The organism is Clostridium sp. AF27-5AA, from assembly GCF_003478415.1.
Lineage (GTDB): Bacteria > Bacillota > Clostridia > Lachnospirales > Lachnospiraceae > Otoolea > Otoolea fessa.
Window position 1 is genome coordinate 105805 of record NZ_QUFH01000007.1, and the last position, 25423, is coordinate 131227.

General features: G+C 49.6%; 18 protein-coding genes and 1 pseudogene. 3 read left to right on the forward strand and 16 right to left on the reverse strand.

Translation table 11 applies throughout. From position 1 onward, the window contains the following. Nucleotides 1-34 precede the first annotated feature (34 nt). The 5 genes from DWY89_RS08860 to DWY89_RS08880 all read right to left on the reverse strand — a co-directional run bounded on the left by DWY89_RS08860 (nucleotide 35) and on the right by DWY89_RS08880 (nucleotide 7664). On the reverse strand, nucleotides 35-1312 hold the full coding sequence (locus DWY89_RS08860) for a Wadjet anti-phage system protein JetD domain-containing protein (RefSeq protein ID WP_118524593.1): 1278 nt from the start codon (nucleotides 1310-1312) through the stop codon (nucleotides 35-37). Nucleotides 1313-1328: 16 nt separating this feature from the next. Continuing rightward, complete coding sequence (locus DWY89_RS08865) at nucleotides 1329-4589, reverse strand: SbcC/MukB-like Walker B domain-containing protein (RefSeq protein WP_118524594.1); 3261 nt, start codon at nucleotides 4587-4589, stop codon at nucleotides 1329-1331. After that, complete coding sequence (locus DWY89_RS08870) at nucleotides 4564-5250, reverse strand: DUF4194 domain-containing protein (RefSeq protein ID WP_022359826.1); 687 nt, start codon at nucleotides 5248-5250, stop codon at nucleotides 4564-4566. The genes DWY89_RS08865 and DWY89_RS08870 overlap by 26 nt, the downstream gene beginning before the upstream one ends. A gap of 3 nt (nucleotides 5251-5253) precedes the next feature. Further along, nucleotides 5254-6669: a Wadjet anti-phage system protein JetA family protein gene (locus tag DWY89_RS08875; protein WP_118524595.1), complete on the reverse strand. Its 1416-nt coding sequence runs from the start codon at nucleotides 6667-6669 to the stop codon at nucleotides 5254-5256. Nucleotides 6670-6761: 92 nt separating this feature from the next. Then, nucleotides 6762-7664 carry a LysR family transcriptional regulator gene (locus tag DWY89_RS08880; protein WP_022359822.1) on the reverse strand — a complete coding sequence of 301 codons (903 nt, stop codon included), beginning with the start codon at nucleotides 7662-7664 and terminating at the stop codon, nucleotides 6762-6764. Between the two features lie 275 nt (nucleotides 7665-7939). Between DWY89_RS08880 and brnQ the strand changes: the two genes are divergently transcribed. Together brnQ and DWY89_RS08890 are read left to right on the forward strand one after the other, a co-directional pair. After that, nucleotides 7940-9325 (forward strand): branched-chain amino acid transport system II carrier protein, encoded by a 1386-nt coding sequence (gene brnQ, locus DWY89_RS08885; RefSeq protein ID WP_118523516.1) that lies wholly within the window; start codon nucleotides 7940-7942, stop codon nucleotides 9323-9325. Nucleotides 9326-9353: 28 nt separating this feature from the next. After that, the gene (locus DWY89_RS08890; RefSeq protein ID WP_118524596.1) at nucleotides 9354-10370 is read left to right on the forward strand and encodes an ABC transporter substrate-binding protein; all 1017 of its coding nucleotides are present in this window, start codon (nucleotides 9354-9356) and stop codon (nucleotides 10368-10370) included. Nucleotides 10371-10426: 56 nt separating this feature from the next. Here the strand turns inward: DWY89_RS08890 and DWY89_RS08895 are convergent, their stop codons facing one another. Further along, nucleotides 10427-11893 carry a D-alanyl-D-alanine carboxypeptidase family protein gene (locus DWY89_RS08895; RefSeq protein WP_243022805.1) on the reverse strand — a complete coding sequence of 489 codons (1467 nt, stop codon included), beginning with the start codon at nucleotides 11891-11893 and terminating at the stop codon, nucleotides 10427-10429. 223 nt (nucleotides 11894-12116) lie between these two features. Between DWY89_RS08895 and DWY89_RS08900 the strand changes: the two genes are divergently transcribed. After that, nucleotides 12117-13577 (forward strand): polysaccharide deacetylase family protein, encoded by a 1461-nt coding sequence (locus DWY89_RS08900; protein ID WP_118523517.1) that lies wholly within the window; start codon nucleotides 12117-12119, stop codon nucleotides 13575-13577. Nucleotides 13578-13718: 141 nt separating this feature from the next. Here DWY89_RS08900 and DWY89_RS08905 read toward each other — a convergent pair whose 3' ends face one another. From DWY89_RS08905 to DWY89_RS08950, 10 genes and pseudogenes are all read right to left on the reverse strand, one after another. Beyond that, on the reverse strand, nucleotides 13719-14654 hold the full coding sequence (locus DWY89_RS08905) for a GTP-binding protein (RefSeq protein WP_022359817.1): 936 nt from the start codon (nucleotides 14652-14654) through the stop codon (nucleotides 13719-13721). A gap of 18 nt (nucleotides 14655-14672) precedes the next feature. Continuing rightward, a complete protein-coding gene (locus DWY89_RS08910; protein ID WP_118491949.1) occupies nucleotides 14673-15902 on the reverse strand; it encodes a CobW family GTP-binding protein in 1230 nt (409 codons plus the stop codon). Nucleotides 15903-16146: 244 nt separating this feature from the next. Continuing rightward, nucleotides 16147-17481: an MATE family efflux transporter gene (locus tag DWY89_RS08915; RefSeq protein ID WP_118491947.1), complete on the reverse strand. Its 1335-nt coding sequence runs from the start codon at nucleotides 17479-17481 to the stop codon at nucleotides 16147-16149. A gap of 509 nt (nucleotides 17482-17990) precedes the next feature. Further along, nucleotides 17991-18818 carry a metal ABC transporter permease gene (locus tag DWY89_RS08920; RefSeq protein WP_022359814.1) on the reverse strand — a complete coding sequence of 276 codons (828 nt, stop codon included), beginning with the start codon at nucleotides 18816-18818 and terminating at the stop codon, nucleotides 17991-17993. Nucleotides 18819-18953: 135 nt separating this feature from the next. Next, nucleotides 18954-19655: pseudogene (locus DWY89_RS08925) on the reverse strand (ABC transporter ATP-binding protein); the annotation flags it as partial. An 89-nt stretch (nucleotides 19656-19744) separates the two neighbouring features. Then, nucleotides 19745-20956: a metal ABC transporter substrate-binding protein gene (locus tag DWY89_RS08930; RefSeq protein ID WP_182434547.1), complete on the reverse strand. Its 1212-nt coding sequence runs from the start codon at nucleotides 20954-20956 to the stop codon at nucleotides 19745-19747. A gap of 175 nt (nucleotides 20957-21131) precedes the next feature. After that, a complete protein-coding gene (locus DWY89_RS08935; protein ID WP_118523520.1) occupies nucleotides 21132-21815 on the reverse strand; it encodes an HAD family hydrolase in 684 nt (227 codons plus the stop codon). Between the two features lie 269 nt (nucleotides 21816-22084). Further along, nucleotides 22085-22777 carry an epoxyqueuosine reductase QueH gene (locus tag DWY89_RS08940; RefSeq protein WP_022359809.1) on the reverse strand — a complete coding sequence of 231 codons (693 nt, stop codon included), beginning with the start codon at nucleotides 22775-22777 and terminating at the stop codon, nucleotides 22085-22087. A 262-nt stretch (nucleotides 22778-23039) separates the two neighbouring features. After that, nucleotides 23040-24167 carry an RNA polymerase sigma factor RpoD gene (gene rpoD / locus DWY89_RS08945; RefSeq protein WP_022359808.1) on the reverse strand — a complete coding sequence of 376 codons (1128 nt, stop codon included), beginning with the start codon at nucleotides 24165-24167 and terminating at the stop codon, nucleotides 23040-23042. Between the two features lie 304 nt (nucleotides 24168-24471). Continuing rightward, the gene (locus DWY89_RS08950) at nucleotides 24472-25392 is read right to left on the reverse strand and encodes a YegS/Rv2252/BmrU family lipid kinase (protein ID WP_107000161.1); all 921 of its coding nucleotides are present in this window, start codon (nucleotides 25390-25392) and stop codon (nucleotides 24472-24474) included. Nucleotides 25393-25423 lie beyond the last annotated feature (31 nt).

Sequence of the window (25423 nt, forward strand, 5' to 3'; positions counted from 1 at the left end):
TATAAAAATCCGGATTGAACCGAAAAGATTCTTTTTACAGAAAACTCTCCAATCTCGTCTCCTGCCAGCTTATAATCTCCTGCTCCAATTTACAGTTGTGCTCCAGCATATACCGCAATATTCCCGCATAGCTGCTGCCCTGTTTTATCATTGCTTCCGCCTTCGCCCGATCGGGTGCTTCCAATGGCTTCGCATATGTCTGAAACCGCTGCAATTCCTGCACACCCATCGCGCACAGCTGAAACGGCAGTCCCGTCTTTCGGATCAGATGCCCCGCGATCGCCAGACCGTCTGGATCGAGATCTCCAAAATGATACCAGGAAAGTCCCGGATTTTCTCTGGCGATCCGCTGCAAAAGCGCCTGTTTCGTGCGGGTATGGTAACCACTCAGAAACAGGTAAAATATATGTTCCCGCTCCAGCCGATGAAACGAGGTCAGATTTTCCACCGTCATCAGCGCCGCATCCCGGATCTGGATGCTTTTTGCCTTCTGGAATGTCTCAAAAGGGATCGACATCGGCAGATCGTGATAAATCCGAAGTTCGCGTCCGTCTTCAAGGCAGATCCGCGCATCCCCTTTCAGATAGATATACGCCGGATTGGAATAAATGTAAAATTCCTCCAGAAGCGCCGTTTGCCGCTCCCGTTCTTCTTCCAGCTCCGCAAGCGGTTCATCATACCGCCCCGTGTGCTCCAAAATTCCACACACCTTTTTCCGGTATATCTTTTCCCACTGTTTACTGTCATGCAGAACTGCCTCTGACATTTCCCGCTCCAGCGTAGTTCTATGCTTTTCCTGATTTTCTTTTAAAAATTGCACCAGATTCCAGATAGCTTCTGCCTCGGTTATCTCTTTTTCTACCTTCTTTTCATCCAGCTTTCTCGCACGGCTGTTTTTCAGTGTCTGAAGCTTTTCTTTTCCATATGCCTCCAATAAATCGCATTGGCAGAAGCGATGATAAACCTCTTCCAGCCGTTTTTTTAGAATATTCTTTTCTGTCCGGTTCAGGCAGGCATAGTAATCTTCCCAACGTTCCGGGACAGCACAGATCTGACGGAGAATACCAGTATTCGGAGGAACTACATGAATAAGTCCCTCCGATTCCATCTGACGGATCAGTCGTTCAAATTCTTTTTCCTGGAAAAGCTGTTCCGGCGGGAGAAAATCTTTGTTGTAGCCCTTGAAAATATCGGATGGTTTGACCGAAAACACTTGTTTTACCTTATTTTCACCGACATAGGTGACGCTTTTTTCGTATTGATCCAGCAATTTACTTAAAAGCTGTTCTTTCCACTCTTTCCGATCCGCCATTTTTTCTCCTCTTTCCCTATGCCTGCTTCACCAATCCTTCTACCGCATTCGTATACCGTCCTGTCACGATGAGGCTGACGGTTGAATCGATGAACTGACCGATACTGTTGATCTTCTCCGGCGGGGCTGCATAGAATACCTGGAAGTGATTCTCTTCGAAATAACGGACCATCTGCTCGATCCGCTCTCTCGACAGCGCCGAGAATGCCTCGTCGATGAATGCCAGACGGGCGCAGCAGGTGTTTGCCGGATAGCACTGCAAAAGACTCGCCGCCAGAATGATGAAATACGGGGTCTGCTTCTCTCCGTTGCTGGCGGAACCCTGTTTTTTCGATAACTCTGCCGTGATCTCGGTCTGCCCCTGACGGCTGCTGATCTCCATATCGTAAGAGAAATATCTCCTGTAATCCGTGTATTCCCACTCATCTTCTTCCGCCAGAATGATACTCATAAACTCCTGAATATCATTCTCCATCTCCTCGTCGTCGCGCGCCGAATTCATATAGACCTGCGGGGAACTCATATATTTTTCCAGACGCCTGCAGATGCGGAAGAAGAGAGCGCGGTCTGGCTTTTCTTTCATCACAAACTTGTAGGTATCGTTGCCAAACGGCATATGGCGCAGTTCGCGGTTGATCGCGTCCATCTCACGTTTTGCCTCGCGGACATTCTCGTCAATCTCCGCCACGAAATCGTTCATAAACGCGCTCTCCAGCCGTCTTGCCTGCTCCTGCAGCTTCTGCTGGGCTTCCTCCACCTTGACGTGCGCCAGGTTCCGGTATTCTTCCCGGTACCACGGGATGTAACCGATGCCGCGCTTTCCGACGTCGATTCCCGCCAGGCGGCAATACGCCAGCTGTGCGTCCTCCAGCTGGCGCTCCCGCTCTGCCAGCATATTTTTGCTCTTGTCGATGGAAAGCTGTGTCGTCACGCGGATCGTGCCGCGCTTCTCGCTTTCGCGGTTATATTCCTCCAGCATCGCCTCTTTGAGTTCCATGTTGACAAGGCATTTTTCCTCATATGCCTTCTGGCATAAATAGATCTCCGTGCTGATACGGCTCAGTGTTCCTTCGCAGCCCTTTAAATCATTCTTACAGCCGCCAAGCTCACTCTGGTTCTGGTTCACACTCTCATTTGCCTCGCGTGCCAGCCGTCCCGCCGTCTCCAGCTCTTTCAGGACTGCGGTAAAGTCCGGATTTGCCTCGATCTCCTCGCGATCCTTTACCAGGCTGTCCCTGCGCTTTTTGCAGTCCTTCAGCCCATATGCCGCGCCGAAATCGTAGTGTCCGCCGTCCCAGTCGATCTCCTTGATCGCATCACGGTATTTGATAACCTGTGAAAGTGCCTCTTTATCGGCCCGCTGAACCACCTGTAATTCTTCCAGTTCTTTTCTGGACTGTTCCAGCTGGCAGCGGATCGCGTCTGCGCCGAGACACAGCTCGGTCCGTCTCATATCCATCATCGCAACCGCATAGCTCTTCGCCAGCATGCCATCCCGCATGAGTCCGCCCTTCGGGTATTCATGCAGCTCTTCCAGGTTTTCACAGAGATGAATGCCGTTTAACAGATAATTGGCGTAACGTCTCGCATAGACGTTCGGGATCCGCAGAATCTCCGCCGCGGAACCTTCCACCGCCTCTGTTTCCGGAAGCTTATCCGTGATCACGACATTTCCATCATAGATCCGCTCTTTCTGTAAAATCTGCATCGCCTTATGGCAGTGCGCGCCGTCCACGATGATATAGAAACGCTTTCTTCCCAGAAATGTCTCAACCGCCTTTCTCCACTCCGGAGCGGTCACCTCCTGGACCAATTCGGCAAAAATGTGGACCTCGGTCTGGATACCCTGTTTTTCCAACCCTCTCTGAATCTTATTCCGGGCATTTTCCACCTCCGCCGGGAACACAAGGATATTCGATTCCAGACGGCGGATCTTCTCCTGCAGCGCCCCTATCTCTTTTTCGCGCTCTTTACACTGATCCTGCAGGTGGATCTTATTTTCCTCATAGATGCCGTCCTGACGGTGCACCTTCTCGCGGAATGCGTCAAACGCCTCCCGCTTCTTCGCCGTCTCCCCATCCGCCTGTTCCAGTGTCTCCAGATAGGTGTTTTCCGAGGATAAGGACGGAAGATCTGCTTCCAGAAGCTTGATAAGCGCGCTTATCTTCTTCTTCAATTTCAAAATCTGCGCCAGCTTGTCCTCCCAGTTCTTTTTCTCACGATCCGCTTCCTCGATCTGGCGTTTCAGGGAATCCAGGCTTTCCTGCATTCCCTTGACCATATCGTTATTTTCTGCAATTCGCAGGCGTTCCTGTGCGGCTTCCTGCTGTCTTGCGAGCTCTCCCGCCCGCTCGGTCAGGCGCCCGTACTGGTCTTTTAAAGCCTGATAACGGTTTTTCGTCTGCTTTTCTTCCTCTTCCTTCTCCCGGAGCGCCTGATACGAAAGCATCAGCTCCCGGATGCGGAGTACCCGCTTTTTCTTCTCGTATTCATCACTCTGGCGAAGCACCTCTTCGAGCTGGATTTTGCCCTGTCTGAGACTCTCATAGAGTTCCCGCAGGCGCTCAAACTGGCGCTTCTGCTCGCGCAGTTCCTCCAGCGACTGAACTTTTCCCGGTTCCAGGACACAGTCCTGAATAAACTGGTCGATATTATTTTCCGGGTTAAATGCCATCATTTTCAGAAGCTTTGTCCGGTATTTGACTGCGTCCACGCGGAGTCCCAGTGCCCGGAGTACCGCCTCCGTGCCGCGGTCCCGTCCCATAAAAGAGGAAAGCTTCATCGCCTCGCCATTCACTGTCAGCTCATTTTTCGGCGTGATGCGGAGTGCATTTCCCTCAATCCGTGTAAAATCGATATCGTCAATCGCCGCCCCAGGACAGATAAACCAACTGCTGACCGGCTTGCCAGACTCACTTGGAGACTCAATGCATACTCCGACCGTGAGCGGCACTCCCAGCGTCGGATCGGAAAATTCCATCGCAATATAGCTGACAACGCTGCCATTTCTCAAATAACGCGCCTCGCCATTACTGCGCGTGTCGCCGCGCACATAGCCAAGCACCGTCCGGTCTCGGTCCTTCGCCGCCTTGTTAAACTGCGTGTTGCCCGTCAGGAGATAGGTCATCGCATCAAGCACCGTCGATTTTCCGCTTCCGTTGACACCGGTCACCAGGGTCGAACCTTCCAGCTCGATACAGACATTCTGGAAACGCGACCACTGGACCATCAAAAGTTTTTTCGCCGATTTCCTATTCATGATCGTCTGATTCTTCATCGCCGTCTTCCTCCTCTTTTGTCAGCTCCGTTTCCCATTCGTCCTCACGGCTCCACTTTTCCTGCATCCGCCGGTTGACATTTTCCACAAATTTGCCAAACTCCTGTGGTTCCAGCACAAACTGCATCGACGGATAAAGACAGATCCGGCAGTCCTCCTCGCCGAGCTTTCCAATCACCTGCAGAAGCTGATATTTGGTAAACAGCGTCAGAATCGATGCAAAACTGCTCTTGTCAATCTGATCCCGAATGCCGTATTTTTCCATCTCATAGCGCAGATCGGTCACCGAAATCTCAATATTTTTCGAAAGATTTCCAGAACGCACTCGGTCCGCATAGAGAGTCCAGAGGCAGCATAAAACCACACTCTCCATCTTTTTGAGTGTCACATGGTTGATCTGCAGTTTTCCATTCTCGCCGAGATCCCGGCAGTTCTGCAGCATAATCACGCCATTTTCCCGGTCAATCACAATATCGTATCCGATATATCCCAGGTACGCTGAAAATGGTTCCGAACGCTTGGAGACAAAATAGTACGCCTTTTTGCTGTCCTCGTCACGATCGCGCACGATAAAGGTCTGCTTCAGAAGACGCCTGACACTTTTCTGGAACATGTCCTTCTCAGAGGATGTATATTCATTCCATATTTCTTCAAATCCCATGTTTTATTTCTCCTTCCGGCGTTCGATTTTAAAGCGCCGCAGAAGCATCTGCTGCGTTTCCAGATAACCATCCTCCGCCTGTATCTCATACCCATTTTCCGAACCATATGCAACCGCCGAGAGCGCGCTTAAAAGATCCCGCTTGCTCTTCATCGGAACCTCCTCGCTGGATATCTCCGTCCGATCTCCTAAAAGCGCCTCCAGATAATTCTTCATCTTATCCTTCGAATACGGGTTCTCTGCCTCCCTCTCCTGTGCCTCCCTCGCACGATCGATGTCCTCCTGTGTCATTTCTTCCAGCTCCGCATAGGTTGCCTCGCGGATCATCTGCTCCCGTCGCGGATAGCGGATCGAGTCGGTATCGATAAACTCATTATTTTCCAGCAAAAACAACCCGTTCATCGACTCCGGCAGTTCTTCCTTCCAACCGAGTGTGTTCATCTCCGCTGCAATCACGCGGATCGTCTGCTCGACATGCCCGCGCACATCGCTGTCCCGGTTTTGAAGAAATCTCGCCCGTCCAATCGCAATCTGTAAATAGATATTAATTTTATGCTTGATATCCCGCATGATCTGGTCGTAATCGACTGAGAAAAACTGCAGAATCGTCTGGAGCATATCCAGCACCTTATTCTCCGCCTCAATGTGTTCCAGTTCTTCTTCCTTCGCGCATCCCGCCACCAGGCCCTCAAACAGCTCCTGCCGGTTCTGCATCGCTTCCAGCTTTGACCGGATAAAGGAACGGTACATATGAATATTCTGCTGTTTCGTCAGACGCGCGTACTCGCGGATAAAATCGCCCTCACAGTATTCGAGGACATTCTCGGTCAGACTTTCCAGGCTTTCCTCGCGCACCATCCGCTCGATGATTTTTTTGATAAAGGTCGCCAGGCGCTTGAGCGCACCGGAGAGCTGTTTCGCGTTGCGGTAGACCGAGCGCAGCGCATTGACATAGATATCCGGTTCCCACTGGTCGGGATTCTGCAAAATATTATAAATATTGAAAATATAACTTGAAAATTCTTCCCACTCCGGCTTCATCATCTTCTGGAGAAATTCTGCCAGAAAGACGCCCTGCTCCGTCATCATGATATGCTTCTCATACGTCGCATCGTCCGTGTCCTCCTCCAGCCATCCGACCTCTTTCGAGCAGAATTTGCGGATCACGGAATTGGCAAGCTGGTTGTAATTCCGGTCGGTTGTCATCTCATCGTCCAAATAATCAATGTGATTTTCCAGAAGATAGATGGCAAGCGCATCCCGGATGCGGCTGCGGGCAATGCGGTAGGTGATCTCCCGGTCATACTCATGATAAATGAGCAGAAGACAGTCCGAATAAATGCGGTTGCTGCTGCCGCTTGCCAGGCAGTTGAAAAAGCCGATTGGGAGAGCGTCAAAAAGGTTTTTATTTATGTTCACGGTGTATTCCTTCCATATATTTATCTGTATTTAATTATATACTCTATACTGGGAAAATGGCAAGGCTGGGACTGTTTGGTCTGTGATTCCGGTTATTTCAAAGAGACGTTTCCGCCTTTGTTTAACGTGCTCACAAACTGCATCACACATTCTCTCAGCTTTGCAATGCTCCCATTCTCCTCCGTCCCCGGCTTCATACCCATTCCTATTTCCCGGATGCAGGTCGGGGAAACCGGAACGCAGTAGACATCTTCCGTATTTCCGCGGATCATCAGTTCAGACATCATTGAAATGCCCAGTCCTTTTCCCACCATGCGGATCACCGTCTCGTCATCCACATAGACGGACTGCTCCTTTGCCCTGACTCCCTCTTTTGCAAATGCGGCGTGTACATCGATGTCAAACCGCCCGTAAGGCATCAGGAAATCTTTTCCTTCAAATTCACGCAGCGGAAATTCTTTGCGCCCATTTAAGGGATACTGCTTTGGCAGAATCGCATACAAAAGTTCATGATACAGCGGAATCCACTCGCATTTCGGTTCTTTCTGTCTGCTCGCAAAAATGACATCCGTCTTTCCGCTCTGTAATAATTCAAATGGTTCCAGCGCATGATCGACCATGCGGAGATCAACGTCCACCTTCGGGCAGAGGCGGCGGAACCGGTATAAAATCTCCGGCATCCAGTACATCGCGATGCTCGCATATGCCGCCACACGGATCGACTCCTCCTGCTGTTCCCGCACCGCCTGAATCTTATTTTCCAGGGTGGCATTTGCCTGCAAAAACTGGCGGATATCCGGCAACAGGTTTTCTCCCGCCTCCGTCAGCGCGATGCCGCTGTAACTGCGGCGGATCAACGGAAATCCAATCTCCCGCTCCAGGCTGTCCACCAGATGGGTCAGCCCCGACTGCGTGTAGCCAACTACCTCGGATGCTTTCGAAAAACTTCCAAGATCTACCGCCGTCATCAATATTTCCAGTTTTTTGGCATCCATGCCGCACCTCCTTTTAGAATATTACATTTTGTCATATTTCTATTATAAACTAGATTTTCACAAACCACAAGGAAGGCTTTATAATGATGATTAGAAAAGAGTTTTCAATTGTTACTGTTCACGGGTAGGCACTTTTGGAACCGAAAGTGCCGTAAGAAAACGTGGTGGCAGCAGGAATTTGCCGTATTTAAATGCGAAGCCACGGCAAATTCCGTTACTGGACACGTATGCGTGAACAGTAACTTTCAATTCTCATGTAAAAGGAGTGAATATCTATGACGCAGACCTGTCTTTCCCATAAGCAGCGGCTTTTAGTTGCCGGAACATTATTCGGTATGTTCTTCGGCGCCGGAAATCTGATTTTTCCGGTACATCTCGGTCAGCTTGCCGGACGCCAGTTTCTCCCGGCAGCGATTGGATTTATTCTGACTGCCGTCGGCATTCCGATCCTGGGTGTTGCCGCGATCGGAAGCACGCATTCGGAGGGACTTCAGGATCTGTCCCGCCGCGTCGGACACAGATATAGCTATTTCTTTACCTGTCTGCTCTACCTGACAATCGGACCGTTTTTCGCTATTCCGCGGTGCGCTACGACCTCCTTTACCGCCGGAATCAGACCCCTTTTAGGAACACAGCTTTCCGAACAGACTATGCTGTTTTTGTTTTCGCTGATCTTCTTTGCGCTGGTGTTTGTATTTTCCATTCGTCCAGGCAGCATCACGCTCTGGATCGGAAAAATCATCAATCCGCTGTTTCTTCTGTTTCTAGGCGTTCTGATTGTGACTGCCCTGCTTCATCCGAGCATCGAGGTTTCAGCGGCAGTTCCCGATGCCTCTTATCAGAATGGAGCTTTCTTTTCCGCGCTCTCCCAGGGCTATGAAACCATGGATGCGATTGCCGGACTCGCATTCGGGATCGTGGTCATTTCGGTTATCCGCCAGATGGGCGTGCGGGAAGATTCAACCATTGCAAAAGAGGTTCTGCATTCCGGTATGCTGGCTGGGCTTCTGATGGCATTTATCTATCTGCTTACCATCCTGATTGGAGTACAGTCACTGGGACAATTCGAACTTTCAGAAAACGGCGGCATCGCCCTCTCCCAGATTGCAGACTACTACCTTGGACGGATGGGCACCTGGATCCTTGCCATCGCGATCACGTTCGCCTGCCTCAAGACCTCCATCGGGCTTGTAACGAGCTGTGCGGAAACCTTTGTGAAACTGTTTCCCCATGCCCTTTCCTACCGTGCATGGGCGGTCGTTTTTACCCTTTTTTCACTCATTGTGTCAAATATAGGACTGTCCGCTATCATCACTTACTCGGTTCCTGTTTTGATGCTGATTTACCCGCCAGCCATCACGCTGATTCTCCTCGCGCTGCTTGGAAATGCATTCCAGCATAACAAAAAAGTCTATGTCTGCGTTACCATTTGTTCCTGGGCAGCTTCCATCTTTGACTTTTTAGCAGCTCTGCCGGACGAAATGCAGTCTGCCCTACATCTGGAACCCGTCATCGCATTTGCCAGACATACGCTTCCGCTGTTTGATTTGAACCTCGGATGGATTCTGCCGTCGCTTGTCGGGCTTTGTATTGGACTTCTCTGGAGACAGAAAGAAAAATCAGCAGACCACTCACACCTTCCTGTATTCCCCATATCTTAATAGTATGAACGAACCGCAGGAGGCAACCATGAAACGAACTAAATTTGCAGCTGCCCTGGCTGTGCTCACTCTGCTTACCACCCTGACCGGGTGTGGACAGGCGAAGGAGGCGGACGGGGCGCTTGAACCGGTCACACTCAATGAGGTAGCCCACTCGATTTTTTATGCGCCACAGTACGCCGCGATCGAGCTGGGCTATTTTAAGGATGAAGGCATCGCTCTGACACTCGTAAACGGTGCCGGTGCCGACAAAGTTATGACCGCGCTCATCTCCGGAGATGCCGATATCGGATTCATGGGCTCAGAGGCAAGTATCTATGTCTACCAGGAAGGTTCCGCCGATTATGCTGTCAATTTTGCCCAGCTGACCCAGCGTGCCGGAAACTTTCTCGTTGGACGAAGTGCCGAACCAGACTTTTCCTGGCAGGATCTGAAAGGCAAAAAGGTGCTTGGCGGGCGCGCGGGTGGAATGCCGGAAATGGTCTTTGAGTATATTTTAAAGAAAAATGGCATCGATCCAAAAAATGACCTGACAATCGATCAGAGTATCAATTTCGGGCTGACAGCGGCGGCGTTTACGAGTAATGATGCGGATTACACGGTCGAGTTCGAGCCCTTCGCCACCACCCTTGAAACCGAAGGGAATGGCACCGTTGTCGCCTCGCTCGGCGTCGATTCCGGTTATGTCCCCTACACCGCCTACTGTGCAAAGCAGAGCTATCTAAATAGGCATCCGGAAATTATCCAGTCGTTCACGAATGCCATCCAGAAGGGCTTAGCTTACGTCAACTCCCACAGTGCGGATGAAATCGCCGAGACAATCCAACCTCAGTTTCCGGAAACAGACCGCGCGGCAATCGCCCGCATCGTTGAACGCTACAAAGCGCAGGACACCTGGAAAAATGATACCATTTTCCACAGGGACAGCTTTGAGCTTCTGGAAAATATTCTGGAAGAAGCAGGTGAACTCAAGGAGCGGATTCCTTATGAAAAACTGGTAACGACCACGTATTCTGAAAAAGCGGCTGGATTGCAGAATGAATAACTAGCCATGAAAAAAGCTGTCGTGTATCACTATTCAAACATGACAGCTCTTTATTTTTATGCCGCAAACACTCCCATTACCTTCTTAAAATAGTCCCATAGTCCCGCTTTCTCCACCGTTTCTGCCGCTTCTATCTCCACACTTCCCAATTTCCGTCCATCCAACCGATAGACCAGATGTCCGATCACATCACCTTCCCGAACCGGCGCTTTGCGGGATTCTTCCATCATCCACTCTTTTTCGATTCCATCCAGATTCTCTCCTCCCATCGAAAGGTAAGAAAAGGTTCCCCGCAGACGCCCTGCAACCTGTTCCTGGATGCCGCCTGCCACCGTCGTTTCCGGCACAGCTCCCGGATTGTCATCTTTATAAAGATGACAATTTGCAAATCCATAATTTAATAATGTGACCGCATCCGCAAACCGCGTCTTATAATCCGGTGCTGCCAGAATGACGGCAATCAGATCAACGCCATCTTTCCGCCCGGTTGCGGACAGGCAATATTTTGCCAGCGATGTAGAACCCGTTTTCAGTCCCGTCACCTCAAAATTTGTCACCATTTTCAGCAGCTTATTCGTATTGGAAAGTCCAAATTCCTTCTCTCCCTGCTTGGTCCGGTGCGTTATATTTTCCATCCAGATCGTTGAATACTGAAAAATTTCCGGATACTTCGTGATCAATTCCCGCGACATGAGGGCAATGTCGCGCGCCGACATCGCGTGCGTCGTAGACGCCGTCAGACCACAGCAATCCTCAAACTTTGCTGTCTCCATTCCAAGCCCTTTCGCCCGCTCGTTCATCATCGCAACAAATGCCTCCTCACTGCCGCCGATATACTCTGCCATTGCCACACTGGCATCATTTCCCGATGCAATGACAATGCACTTGATCAGCGTTTCGACCGTCTGTACCTCCCCTTCTTCCAAAAACACCTGGGATCCCCCCATGGATTTCGCATGCGCGCTGGTCGTGACCTCATCTTGCAAATGAATTTTTCCCGAATGTAACGCATCAAAAATCAGAAGCAGCGTCATAATCTTCGTCACGCTGGCTGGATTTCGCGCCTCGTCCGCATTTTTTTCGTACAAAATAGTTCCGGTGGAGGCCTCCATAAGGATCGCCTCCGGTGCCTGGACGGGAAGCTCAGCGGCATTTTCTGCTGCCTGCGCTGTCTCTGCGGTTACTGAAACGGGAATCCACAGTTCCTCCGCGTAAGATGTGAGCATACCACTTCCCCCCAATTTACCAATTCCAAGCTGTATGCCTGACACACATTCTCCCATCGTAAGCACAACCGCTACACCAATCGCTGCCAGCCCTCTCCAAGCATTTTTGTTTAAATACTCTCTTCTCCTGTCTCTGCCCCCTTCGTCCCAACACATACATTCTTTTTCCCGAAACAGCTTCTTTTTCACAAACCAACACCATTTTTCCACACGCTTCCATTTCAAATACCACGCCTCTCCCTGCATGATACATTTTTCATTCATATCTTCCTCCGTCTGCACATACTCTCTTCTCAAGATATGGCATATCCGCCCGTCCCTATGCCAAAGAGAATTGTAAGAAACTGTCATAGACCACCTTTCCTTTTTATGGTATACTATAAGAACACAGACAGGCTTATAAAAACGTTTTCCGCTCTCTTTCTTGCTGTGTCGAGTCGGTGGCAAACTTTCTCGGCCTGTTATTACTATCTGACGCAAAAAACGACAGATAAATATGAATAAACAAAAGGTGAAAACTATGATGAGAAGAAATTCCTCCCTTGGAAGCGTTGGATTTTCTGCACGTGGCGGACGTTCCAGGCGACGGCACGGCGGTTCCTCCAAACTTCCGTATTTAATTTTAATCGGCATTCTGATTGTACTGCTTGGAATTGCCGCGTTCCTCTGGGTGCGCCGCTCTCCGGCAGAACATGTATCTTCGGTTCCAGCGGCAACCGAAACGGATTCTGAAAATGGAGTAATTTCCCTTGATAATGCATCTGCACCTGCTGATGACAGCCTCGAGGGTGTCATCGCTCAGGCAAAGCTTCTGGCAGACGGTTATGACTATGACGGGGCAATCAATCTCCTGTCCAGCAGTACATACGCATCTGACGAGTCCGTGACGGCAGCGATCGACGAATACAACGCCACCAAAGAAACACTGGTGCGCGCTGATCCGCACAAGGTAACGCATGTATTCTTCCATACACTGATTATGGATACCTCGAAAGCATTTGACGGCGACAGCCGCGAAAAGGGTTATAATCAGGTCATGACGACCAAGGATGAATTTATGAAGATTCTCCAGTCGATGTATGAGCGCGGTTTCGTTCTGGTACGTCTGCACGATGTAGCATATGAGGTGACCGCAGAGGACGGTTCCAGGCATTTCCAGGAGGGCGATATCATGCTTCCGGAAGGTAAGAAGCCGTTCGTCATGTCACAGGATGATGTCTGCTACTACGAATACATGGATGGCGATGGCTTTGCCTCCCGTATGATTATCGGCGAGGATGGCAAGCCAACGAACGAGATGAAGATGGACGACGGTTCTGTTTCCGTCGGTTCCTATGATCTGGTGCCGTTACTGGATGATTTCATCAAAGAGCACCCGGATTTCTCCTACCGCGGCGCAAAAGCATGCATTGCTTTTACCGGTTACAATGGCATCCTGGGCTACCGCACCGATTCCGCCTACAATACTGACGAGTACAAAGCGGAACACCCGGATTTCAACTTTGAGGAAGAACGCGCCAACGCAACAAAAGTCGTCCAGTGCCTGCGCGACGACGGTTTTGAAATTGCCTCCCACAGCTGGGGACACCGCAACATGGGTACGATCTCCATGGATAAATTCCGTGAAGATACCGATAAATGGGCAAATGAAGTCGAAACGCTGACCGGTCCGTGTGATACCATCCTCTTCCCGTTTGGAAGCGATATTGGGGACTGGCATCCGTATGATACAAGCAGCGAGCGCTTCCAGTACCTGTACAACAAGGGATTCCGTTACTTCTGTAACGTAGATTCCTCCCAGTATTTCGTCCAGATCGGCGACGATTATATGCGACAGGGGCGCCGGAACCTCGACGGCTACCGGATGTATTACGACCTTCCGGAAAGTGGAGTCGGCGGCGATCATTTGAGTGACCTGTTTGATGTCAACGAGGTATTTGACCGGTCAAGACCTACTCCGGTGCCGAAGATGACGGAGTAAGATAAAGCTGTAATCCAATTTTAAATAAAAGAAAGAGAAATCGAGCATTTGTTCGATTTCTCTTTCTTTTTTAAAAACCCCGGAGTCTTCCACACTCCGGGGCACACCTTTTCTTTCAAGCACAGCTTTCCGTTGCAAATCTTAGAACTGCACAATCTCCTCAATCGGCTCTGCCTTTTCCACGTAATCTGCATAAAGCATCGGACCTTCGCCCTCATACTCCGGCATATACTCATATTCTACGCGGGCACGTACTTTGACCCAGTCTTTCGTCTCAAGCAGACGGGCATTTTTTGCCTTGCACATGAAACCTAAGAACGTCATATCTGCCTCGCAGCAGGTCATCGCCATACGTCCAGGAACAAAGTTGTTCTTCGGGAAATCCGGGGTTTTCAGTACCATGCCGGTAAATTCAACGGTCTTTCCACGGTAACGATCCGGTTTATCCATCGCATCAATATACCAGATACCATATGCCTCCGGCGGAATCTCGATCACTTCGGCATTGACATCAAATGGAAGATCCGCTTCGGTCACTTCCTCAATTTCGCCCTCTGCGTCCTCAAATACGATCTGAACCTGCGGGTTCATGCCCTTTAAAGTACGGCGGTATACATCCAGATCCTCGATCTCGTCGCAACGGTTCATAATAATCATTTCCGTGTTGCGGACCATGGCACCAATCAATGGTTTCATGTTCTGCAGGTATAAATCAAATGTGGAACCATCGATGATCGTGATCTGCTGATACAGATCCCAATCGTTCGGAAGTTTCAGGGCATCCAGATTCCACATACCGTTCCACTCCATCAGAACTCGCTCCGGATTGTAAAGAAGCTCCAGATCCTGTAGGTATTCCGGCGTCAGCTTTTCCGCTTCCTCTATATAGACAACCGCTGTATGAGTCTGCTTTAAAAGCTCCTCATCATACTCTTCCTCGCCCTCTTCGCAGACAATCAGAAGTGTTTTTCCTTCGGTCTGGAAATAATCCTGCTGCATTGTAAATTTAATAAACTGGGTTTTTCCAGCTTCCAGAAAACCATTGATGAGAAACAACGGCATCTTATCTTCATTCATAGTTCATTCTCCTTGTATTTACGCGTTGAACGCTGCCTTCAGACCCTCTTCGTCCAGCTCGGCACCGATCACGCACACCTTTCCGGTAAAATCCGGTGCTCCCTCACGGATCTCAGCCTGCTCCGGAACCATATCAAAATGCAGCCATACGCCCTTTTCTTCACTCGGAACCATGCCTTTCGCACGCAGAACCTCGCCGTATTTATCACCATAAGCCAGATCATCCAGAATCTTCTGCAGATCTTCTTTCTTCATCACGCCGACATTCTCCAAGCCCCAGCTTGTAAATACATCATCTGCATGATGGTGTCCTTCGTGATCGTGGTGGTGGTCATGGCAGCCACAGCCACACTCGTCATCATGGTCGTGATGATGATGCTCATGGTCATGATCGTGACAGCCACAGTCATCATCATGGTCATGATGATGGTGCTCATGATCGTGATCATGACAGCCACAATCGCAGTCATCGTCATGGTGATGATGCTCGTGATCATGATCATGGCAGCCACAGTCGCAGTCATCGTCATGGTGGTGATGCTCATGATCGTGGTCATGGCAGCCGCAATCGCAGTCATCGTCATGATCATGATGGTGATGATGCTCATGCATATGCTCTCTTGCCTCTTTCATCAGCTCCTCTGCCATATCGTCTTCCTGCTCGATCATCTCAAGAAGCTGTGCGCCGGTCAGCTCGCTGCATGGAGTGGTCACGATGGTTGCCTTTGCATTGTGCTGGCGAAGCATCTCAACCGCGCCCTGTACCTTCTTCGGATCCGCTACATCGGTACGGCTTAACACGATCGTGCCTGCATTTTCAATCTGGTTGTTGAAAAACTCACCGAAGTTCTTCATATACATACGGCATTTGTTGACATCTACCACGGTAACCGCACTGTTTAACATAACCTCAATCTCAGAAGCTACATTTTTTACTGCATTCATAACATCAGACAGCTTGCCGACGCCTGACGGCTCGATGATAACACGATCCGGCTGATATTTGGTCAGAACTTCCTCGAGGGAACGTCCAAAATCGCCGACCAGGGAGCAGCAGATACAGCCGGAGTTCATCTCACGGATCTCGATGCCAGCGTCTTTTAAAAAACCGCCGTCAATGCCGATCTGTCCAAATTCATTTTCAATCAGAACGACTTTCTCGCCTGAAATTGCTTCTTTTAAAAGCTGTTTAATAAACGTAGTCTTTCCTGCACCCAGGAAACCGGAAATAATATCAATCTTTGTCATTTTACTTACCTTCTTTTCTGTACAAATGTGTACTGACTGTAAATCATTGTCCGCCCGGTACCTGGCATCCCGGCAATGCATAGCTTTACATCGCCCGAATCTGCCGAAGTTCCGATCAGCCACTTATTATTTTACACAAATACCTAGTAAAGTCAAGCATCGGCAAAATCCCGTTACTGGGCGCGTGTGAACAGTAACGTTTTTAGCCTCACATATATGCAGCCTTTTTGAGACCAAAAACGCCCTATAAAGACACAGTAATCGTCCGCTTCCAGCTCGCCCCAGCATACACTGCCGTGATAAGCTCTGCCAGCCAGAACGCGTGCCAGACACCGGTAGGACCGATGATCCGGCTGAGCACAAATGCGATCGGAATAATAATCACGGCATAGCGCATCAGGGAAATTTTCAGAGATTTAAGTCCCATTCCAAGTCCCTCAAACGCGCCGGAAGCAATGACGGAAACCGTTGACATGACAAAGCCCGGGCTGATGAGCCGGAGCGCCGTTCTGCCGATCTCCACCGTCGAAGGCGTCTGCGTAAACAGCCCCATCAGGAAATCCGGCACCAGCTCGCCAAGCAGGGTTCCCGCTGTCATGATAATGCCAACAATCATGAAGGCCGCGCGGAAGATCTTTTTCACCCTCTCCTGCTCGCCTGCACCGTAATTGTAACCGATCAGCGGGCGCATTCCCTGCACCACGCCGCTGGCTCCCTGATAAAGCAGTGCCTGCAGCTTGTAGTAAACACCCAGCACCAGAATATATACCTGCGAAAATGGTGCCAGAATCGCATTGAGCGCCGTCAGAAGCAGGGATGTCAGCGCCATATTGAGTGTTGCCGCGATTCCGACTGAATACATACCGCCGCAGATCTCCTTCGACGGACGCATTTCCCGCAGCGAAATCTCCACATTTAACGGTTTCACATGGTTTAAAATCAAATAAAACAGCAGCGACGCCGTCTGCCCGATTCCTGTCGCCCACGCCGCACCGCGGATTCCCAGTTCCGGCATGGGGCCTAAGCCAAAGATAAAGATCGGGTCCAGCACGATATTGACGCCGCATCCAATCAAGACGGCTGCCATCGATATTTTCATCTTTCCAACCGACTGGTAGACCTTTTCATATGCCATTCCCATCGTGTCGATCGTTGAAAACAGAAACACATTGCAAAAATACGTCAGTCCGTAGGAAATCGTTACCTCATCGCTCGTAAACATCCGCAGGAAATACGGAATCACCGCCATTCCTAAAATCGTTAAAATCATTCCATGTAAGGCACTTAAAAATACTCCCTGCGATGCTGTCTGGTTCGCCATCCGTGTTTTTCCTTCGCCAAGGCGTCTCGCCACCATCGCATTGATACCAACGCCAAACCCAACCCCGGCTGCGTGCGCGAGGTTCTGGATCGGATAGACAAGCGAAACCGCCGTCATCGCGTCCTCACTGATCATTGCCACGAAAATGCTGTCCACGATATTGTAGAGTGCCCCGGCGATCATCGATATGATGACCGGGATTCCCATCGAAAGCAGCAGCGGGACAACTGGTTTTTCTTTCATGTAGGTCTGATCCATTTTTCCATCTCCATTCCCTTTTTTATTTTTCACTTTTCATGAGCGTTTCTGACACATTCTTCGCAGAAAAAAACACCTGGGTTTCTTCTGCAAAGCATTTCTTATCAAATAAAAAAGAGACTACGGACTTTACTGTTTATCTCAGAAACAGTACAAACCCTATAGTCTCTTTAACGCTTAGACAAGCTATTCAATTTTCGTTTTCTATCGCCGACCAGCAACTCTGCAAGCTTTTGCTGGCGATCTGCCCATTCCGGCAACCGAATATTATTATAACCGCAAGCCATTTTATTTGTCAACCACTCCCCGGCAAATCATCGCGGCAAACGCATGAGCATGTTACTGTACACGCATACGTGTCCAGTAACGGAATTTGCCGTGGCTTCGCATTTCAATACGGCAAATTCCTGCTGCCACCACGTTTTCTTACGGCACTTTCGGTTCCAAAAGTGCCTACCCGTGAACAGAAACATGAGCATACAGAATGTGTATGTTCTACAAAAAACATCCTATTTGCGGGCAGTAGCAGCTATCCCTCTCTGTATCAGCGAAAAGAGCAGAAACGCCGCCAGATCCACCACAACAACGCTCGCGCCCGCCGGTGTTGAGTACGTGTAGGACATCACCATTCCTCCAAAGAAACAGATCAGCGACAGAATACCCGATGCGATGACCACCCCCCGGAAGCTCTTGAACACCCGCATGGAGGTCAGAGCCGGGAAAATAATCAGACTGGAGATCAGCATCGCGCCCATCATCCGCATTCCAATCACGATCGTGATCGCGGTCAGAACCGCTATCAGCACGTTATAGAGCGACACATTGACGCCGGTCGCCTTGGCAAAGCTCTCATCAAAGGTAACCGCAAATACTTTATTATAGCAAAAAAGATATAATCCAAGCACCACCATGGAAAGCACCGCCGCAAACTGGACATCTTCCCGGCTCATTGCGAGAATGCTTCCAAACATATAGCTGCTGACATCGGTCGTCATACCGGTTGTCAGGGAAGTTACGATAATACCGATTGCAAGCGCACTGGCCGAGATCATCGCAATCGCAGCGTCACTCTTTACTTTTCCATGTTCCGTGATCCGCAGCAGGAAAAATGCCGCCAGCACGACCACCGGAATCGAAACCTTTAAAGGTGACCATCCTGCCGCCAGTGCGATCGAAAGGGATCCGAACGAAACATGGGATAAACCGTCTCCAATCATTGAGTAGCGTTTGAGCACCAGGCTGACACCCAGCAGAGAGGCGCAGAGAGAGACTAAAAGACCGCCGATCAGCGCCCGCACCATAAACGGGTATGATAACATTTCAGATATAATTCCCATCTTCTACACCTCCTTCTCCGCATTTCTGTCTTTCAAATGCTGTTTCGTTTCAGAATCAGTTTCCGGCTTCTGCATCTTCCTGATTCCATCCTTCTGCATCGGCACTCCGCATCTGTGCCCCAGAGTTGCCAGCTCTTCCCGTCCCAGGAAAGAATGAGCAATCTCACTCTTCACATATTCTTTCATCGTACCCCAGAACAGCGGCTTCTGCCGCATCTGCAAAATTTTTCCTCCCTGATGCACAATATTTGCCATATCATGGGAAACCATCAGGATTGCAACCTTTTCTTCCTGATTCAGTTTCCGGATCAGCTGATAAAAGTCCAGAATCGCCGACGGATCGAGTCCCGTGATCGGCTCATCGAGAATCAGCAGCTTATCCGTCGCACAGAGCGCCCGCGCGATCAGAACACGCTGTTTCTGACCGCCGGAAAGCTCTCTGAAACAGCTTTTTTCCAGATCGCGGATTCCCAGACGATCCAGATTTGCCCGCGCCTCTTTCTTTTCTTTCATCGAATAAAACGGGCGGCTGCCGCGTTTTCCCAGGCACCCGGAGATAACCACCTCAAACACAGTCGCTGGAAAGTCCTTCTGCGCGTCGGTCTGCTGCGGCAGGTAACCAATACCGGCTTTTTTTAATTCTTCCGAATATTCAATCCTGCCCGAAGTCGGTTTTAAAAGTCCCAGAATGCCCTTCATCAGGGTACTTTTTCCCGAACCATTTTCGCCGACAATGCAGATGTAATCGCCCTCATTTACCTCCAGGTTCACATCCAGCACCGCATCCTGGTTTTCATAACCAAAACCTACATGCTCACATTTTAAGAGTAATCCCATCTATAATTCCTTTCACTACTGCTCTACTCTTCTATTGTCATAAACATTCACCATGGCTAAAGACTTTTTCCCATAATCATCTATTTTTTTTATGACAATCCCTTTTTCAAGTTCTTTACGTTCTGCTCCATCAATTCCAGATAGGTAACGCCCGAATCAAACTGGTGTCTCGTCACATTGTGGCAGGAGTGGAACAACAGTGGTTCCGCGCCCGTCTCTTCCCCGATGATCTCCGCCACGCGCGGGCTGGAAAGCTCCAGGTAATAGACGGCTGGTATCTGTTCCTCCCGCACCTTATCGATCAGGTAGGCGATGGTCTTGGCACTCGGCTCCGTATCCGTACTGCATCCTGAAAATGCCGCCCTGTATTCCAGCCCATACTCATCGAAAAAGTACCGGAGTGGAAATTTATCACCGAAAACGACGAGACGGCGCTTGGCATGGGAGACAACTTCTCTGAATTCTGCATCCAATTCCGTCAATTTATCCTGATAGGACGCGCAGTTTTCCGCATAGGAAGCCGCGTGCGCCGGATCTTCCTGTGCCAGCACCTCCGCCAGCACGCCGGCCAGCTTTTTCGCATTGACCGGGGACGTCCAGATGTGCTCGTCATATTCAATCTCGACGCCGTGACCATCGTCCTCATCCAGATACTCTTGAGCGTGATCTTCATCATGAACCGCCACATCTTCCATATCATGCTCATCCTCGCTGTGAATATGCTCTTCTGTGTCGTGTTCTTCTTCACTGTAAACCTGGTCCTCTGGCTCATGTTCTTCTTCACTGTGAGCATGATCTTCCGACTCATGATCGTGATCACCCGCATGAACTGTTCCATCCGCATGAACATGCGTATGTCCATGATCGTGCGCCTCTCCATCTTCCATGCCCTCGACGATCTCCTCCTGCACTACATCCACGCAGTCCATCATCGTCACGACGCGCTTCGGTCCGGTGCCTTCCCCGAAAGAATCAAGCACCTGCGAAAGCCACTGTTCCATCGTACCGCCGTTGCAGACTAACAGATCTGCATTCTGGATCGTGATCATGTCCGCCGGCGTCGGCTCGAACGAATGGCTGTCCATGCCCGCCGGAACAACCATCGTCAGCCGGATCGAATCCCCGGCAATCTGCCGGAGAAAATCGTAATACGGAAATAGCGTCGTCACAACGTTTAAGCGCGTATCACCAGACGCATCTGCCCCTTTTAACGGATTCGACGATGAATCGGACGATGCAGTTCCCCGCCGTGGCGTACACGCTGTAAGAACACAGGAAAAGGCAATCAAAAAAGCAAGCATCCATGATATCCATTTACATTTAAATCCATTCTTGTGTTTTACCATATTTCTTTTTTACCCTTAACTTCTTCTATATTCAGTAAATGTTTTTCAATAAACATTTCGAATTACTATTTCAAATATCATTTTCTTTCACAACTGTTTCTCTTTTCACAGCTATGAACAAACACAGACACTACTCCATTCTTCCATGTGACTCATTCTTTTTCTTCACAATCTCCGCTACTTCCGACGGATGTGCCACAATATACTGCGGATGGCAGCCTTCCAGCTCTTCCCGGTCACGGAAGCCCCAGAGCACGCCGACCGTGTCCATTCCGGCATTCAGCCCAGTTTCCATATCTGTATTCGTATCGCCCAGATACAGACACTCTTCCTGTTTTATACCCAGTTCCCGGCAGATGGCGAACGCCCCGTCTGGAGCCGGTTTTTTCGGCGTTCCCGCCTGCTCGCCGCGCACCACATCAAAACATCCTTTCCCAAAGAATGTCTCAATATTCACAATTGCCTGCTCATGCGGCTTGTTCGAAAGGACAGCCACATGTACACCCATCTCTTTTAACGACGCCAGCAGTTCCCGGATACCGTCATATGGCTCTACGTCTTTCAGGCAGTATTTAGAGAAATTCTCCATATAAATCGGAAGCGACGCTTCATAATGAACCAGCTTCTCATCCCCCGCCAGCACCAGCGCGCGCTTCATCTGCATCCGGTATCCATTTCCCACGATCCGTTTCGTTTCCTCCGGTGTAACATGGCGCAGTCCGAATGCATCCAATGTTAAATTTGTCACATAAGTCAGCGCATAAACCGTATTTAAAAGAGTTCCATCCAAATCAAATATACATAAGCGGTACATTGCGTTTCTTCCTTTCTGTTTCCATCTTTTCTTGTAACTTTTTTGTTACTGTTCACGCATACGTGCTCAGTAACGGAATTTGCCGTGGCTTCGCATTTAAATACGGCAAATTCCTGCTGCCACCACGTTTTCTTACGGCACTTTCGGTTCCAAAAGTGCCTACCTGTGAACAGTACCACTTTTTTCCCCTCACAGCCGTTTCATACTTTCACAGCTACAGGCAATCATCCATACAAACTCATCTTCGACCAAACATATCGCCCCGCAAATCACGATGTTTCCTGCCTTTCCTTCTGCATCTGCTCTTCACGCTCCCGCTTCGAGAACACGCATCCGCAGTAATTCTGCCGGTATAGATGATACTGCGCCGACAGCTCGATCGAGCGCTTATATCCCTCTTTTTTCTTGAAATCCGACGGCAGAAATGCCACATGATACTCTTCTCCCATCGCCTGCCCGATCGTATTGAGGCGCCCGGCATTTTTGAGCGGACTGATCGTGAGGGTCGTCGTGAACCAGTCATAGCCGCCCTCGGCTGCCAGCTTCGCCGCTTCCCGGAGGCGCATCTCAAAACAAATACCGCAGCGCTCGCCGCCCTCCGGATCCTTCTCATGCCCCCGGACTGCCTCATAGTAGCATTCCGGGTCGTATTTTCCTTCTACAAACCGGATCGGATGCACCGCTGGAAGCTCCCGGATCAGCCGCTGTACCTCCTCCGTGCGCGCCTCATATTCCTCCTTCGGTGAAATATTCGGATTGTAGTAGAACACCGTAATTGAAAAATACTGCGACAGATATTCCAGCACGTAGCTGCTGCACGGCGCACAACAGCTGTGGAGAAATAAAGTCGGAACTCTGCCGTCCCGGACTGCTGCATCCAGCACTTTTTCCATTTCTTTCTGATAATTCCGTTTCGCCGTCTGTGTCTTTCTGGCTGGCGGATTTTTCATTGGTTCCGACATTTTTCTCTCCTCTTTCTATAAATTCCCATCTGTCCGTGCATTTTCCTTCCAGCACACGATACTTCTATCCGAAACGCTTCTTTCCTGACAAACATCATTTCCATCCTTAGACGTCATATGAAGATATGCACAATAATTCATATTCTTCAAAACTTGAAAAAGCAGCCTGTACCCACGGACGGGTACAAACTGCTTTATCTTTTTATTAAAACCTTCAGGAAATTCCAAACAAATTTTCCTTTTTACCAAAATGATACAACTCTTACAGGAAATCGCGAATCCGCTTGCTCCGGACCGGATTTCTTAATTTACGAAGTGCTTTTGCCTCGATCTGGCGGATACGCTCTCTCGTTACGTTGAATGCTTTTCCGACCTCCTCCAGGGTTCTCGGATGTCCGTCCTCCAGACCAAACCGGAGAATAATAACCTGACGCTCTCTCTCCTTCAGGTCTCCAAGCAATGCATCGATATGCTCACGCAGCATAACAGATTCTACATTCCCTTCCGGCGTTACCACGTTGCCATCCGCTACGAAATCACCCAGATTGGAATCGTCTTCCTCACCGATCGGGGTTTCCAGGGAAGCTGGCTCACGTGCGATCTGCATGATCTCCATGACCTTATCCTCGGACATGCCAAGCGCCTCGGAAAGCTCTGCCACCGACGGCTCATAGCCCAGTTCCAGCGTCAGCTTACGCTGCATCTTGGACATCTTGTTGATCGTCTCTACCATATGCACCGGGACACGGATAGTTCTCGCCTGATCCGCCAGAGCCCTTGTAACAGACTGACGAATCCACCAGGTCGCATATGTACTTAACTTATAACCCTTTGTATAATCAAACTTCTCAACGCCCTTAATAAGACCCAGATTGCCTTCCTGAACCAGATCCAGGAAGCTCATGCCGCGTCCTGTATAGCGCTTTGCAATGCTGACAACCAGGCGCAGGTTTGCCTCAATCAGGCGCTCTTTTGCATTCACATCACCCTCTGCTTTGCGCTTTGCAAGGCGGATCTCCTCCTCCGCGCTCAGAAGCGGAACGGTACCGATCTCTTTCAGGTACATGCGGACCGGATCTTCCGTGCCGATTCCCTCTAACAGATCGATCGCATCCAGATCGATATCCTCTTCCTCGTTCTTGAGGAATTCATCATCCACATCATCATCGAGCATCGAATCATTTTCCTTGAGGATCGAATCATCGATCACCTCCGGAATGACATCAATATTATTCTGCTCCAGATAATTGTAAATCTGCTCCATCTGCTCTGTCTGCAGATTATCGCCCATAAAAAAGTTATTGATCTCTGTCACGTCCAGCGCGTTCTGCTTGGACTTTGCTAACTCTACCAGTTTCCTTAACTTACCTAAAAAATTTTCTTTCTCCACGAATTAACGTCCTTTCGATTTATTTCGCTTAGAAGTTTCTTTATATCTAACGTGATATTGTCCCTCGATTGTTTGTGTGCTTTTATTTCCCTGCACCTTTCCCTGCAATATCCCGAAAGTACATTATATACGATTAAATTCTATTTTTCAACAATTTTCGAAATTTTTCGATCTATTTCTATTTAGGCAGTTACTGTTCACGCATACGTGCCCAGTAACGCAATTTGCCGTGGCTTCGCATTTAAATACGGCAAATTCCTGCTGCCACCACGTTTTCTTACGGCACTTTCGGTTCCAAAAGTGCCTACCCGCGAACCGTAACTTCAGGCACCCTGATCGCAATCTCTCTTGGTTTATTTTCAATCACGACCTCTGTCTGGCTTCCGCCAAACTCACCGTCCAGCGACCAGTCCACCAGCTCCTCCGACTGTACCGTCAGTTTCGAGGTGCGGAACTTGAATACGCATTCATTTTCGCCCTCTCTCTGAATCAGATAAGCAGCAATACTTGCAATGTCAAGCGGCGTGCGCGGTTTCCGGACCAGAAGCACCTCAAACTCCCCGTCATCCAGCGCCACGTCCATACCAACCAGTCCTTTAAAACCTCCGATCGAGGTCGTATTGGTCACCATTCCCAGAATAAATTCCTCTTCCAATTCTCTCTGCTCCCCCAGATGTTCCCACGTAAGGCGCATCCGGTAGGATTTAAGCCCTGTCAGGCGTTTGATGGCTTCCAGCATATATGCCTGATGCCCCAAAATATTTTTCGTCTCCTGCGGGGTCGAATAGGATACCTCCGTAAATGCTCCGAACGCCGCCACATAGACGAAATACCGGTTTTTGCCGAATACACCGACATCCACCAGAAATGGTTTTCCCAGCGCAGCTGTCTGCGCCGCTTTCCGCATATTTTTCGGAAGTCCCAGACTGGATGCGAAATCGTTCGTGGAACCCGACGGGATATATCCTAACTCCGGGCGCTTTTCCGGGGTGATCGTCATCAGCCCCGATACCACCTCGTTAAGCGTACCGTCCCCGCCGCTGCACACGACCAGTTCCTTCGTTTTCGCACGCGCCGCCTGATACTCCGCATCCTTCGGGCCCTGCGTAATATAAACAGACGGTCCATAGCCCGCCTTTACAAAACTATCTAAAATTTCAAGAAGACGACTTCGAATCTGTTCTTTGCCAGATCTCGGATTGATGATAAAAAGCATTTTTTTCATAATCGCCCTTTCTCCTGCTCCCCCACACTAA

Excerpts from the sequence above, each read along its gene's own strand:
- DWY89_RS08860 (WP_118524593.1), bottom strand. The coding sequence starts at position 1,312 with ATGGCGGATCGGAAAGAGTGGAAAGAACAGCTTTTAAGTAAATTGCTG.
- DWY89_RS08865 (WP_118524594.1), bottom strand. The coding sequence starts at position 4,589 with ATGAAGAATCAGACGATCATGAATAGGAAATCGGCGAAAAAACTTTTG.
- DWY89_RS08870 (WP_022359826.1), bottom strand. The coding sequence starts at position 5,250 with ATGGGATTTGAAGAAATATGGAATGAATATACATCCTCTGAGAAGGAC.
- DWY89_RS08880 (WP_022359822.1), bottom strand. The coding sequence starts at position 7,664 with ATGGATGCCAAAAAACTGGAAATATTGATGACGGCGGTAGATCTTGGA.
- brnQ (WP_118523516.1), top strand. The coding sequence starts at position 7,940 with ATGACGCAGACCTGTCTTTCCCATAAGCAGCGGCTTTTAGTTGCCGGA.
- DWY89_RS08890 (WP_118524596.1), top strand. The coding sequence starts at position 9,354 with ATGAAACGAACTAAATTTGCAGCTGCCCTGGCTGTGCTCACTCTGCTT.
- DWY89_RS08900 (WP_118523517.1), top strand. The coding sequence starts at position 12,117 with ATGATGAGAAGAAATTCCTCCCTTGGAAGCGTTGGATTTTCTGCACGT.
- DWY89_RS08905 (WP_022359817.1), bottom strand. The coding sequence starts at position 14,654 with ATGAATGAAGATAAGATGCCGTTGTTTCTCATCAATGGTTTTCTGGAA.
- DWY89_RS08910 (WP_118491949.1), bottom strand. The coding sequence starts at position 15,902 with ATGACAAAGATTGATATTATTTCCGGTTTCCTGGGTGCAGGAAAGACT.
- DWY89_RS08915 (WP_118491947.1), bottom strand. The coding sequence starts at position 17,481 with ATGGATCAGACCTACATGAAAGAAAAACCAGTTGTCCCGCTGCTGCTT.
- DWY89_RS08920 (WP_022359814.1), bottom strand. The coding sequence starts at position 18,818 with ATGGGAATTATATCTGAAATGTTATCATACCCGTTTATGGTGCGGGCG.
- DWY89_RS08930 (WP_182434547.1), bottom strand. The coding sequence starts at position 20,956 with ATGCTTGCTTTTTTGATTGCCTTTTCCTGTGTTCTTACAGCGTGTACG.
- DWY89_RS08935 (WP_118523520.1), bottom strand. The coding sequence starts at position 21,815 with ATGTACCGCTTATGTATATTTGATTTGGATGGAACTCTTTTAAATACG.
- DWY89_RS08940 (WP_022359809.1), bottom strand. The coding sequence starts at position 22,777 with ATGTCGGAACCAATGAAAAATCCGCCAGCCAGAAAGACACAGACGGCG.
- DWY89_RS08950 (WP_107000161.1), bottom strand. The coding sequence starts at position 25,392 with ATGAAAAAAATGCTTTTTATCATCAATCCGAGATCTGGCAAAGAACAG.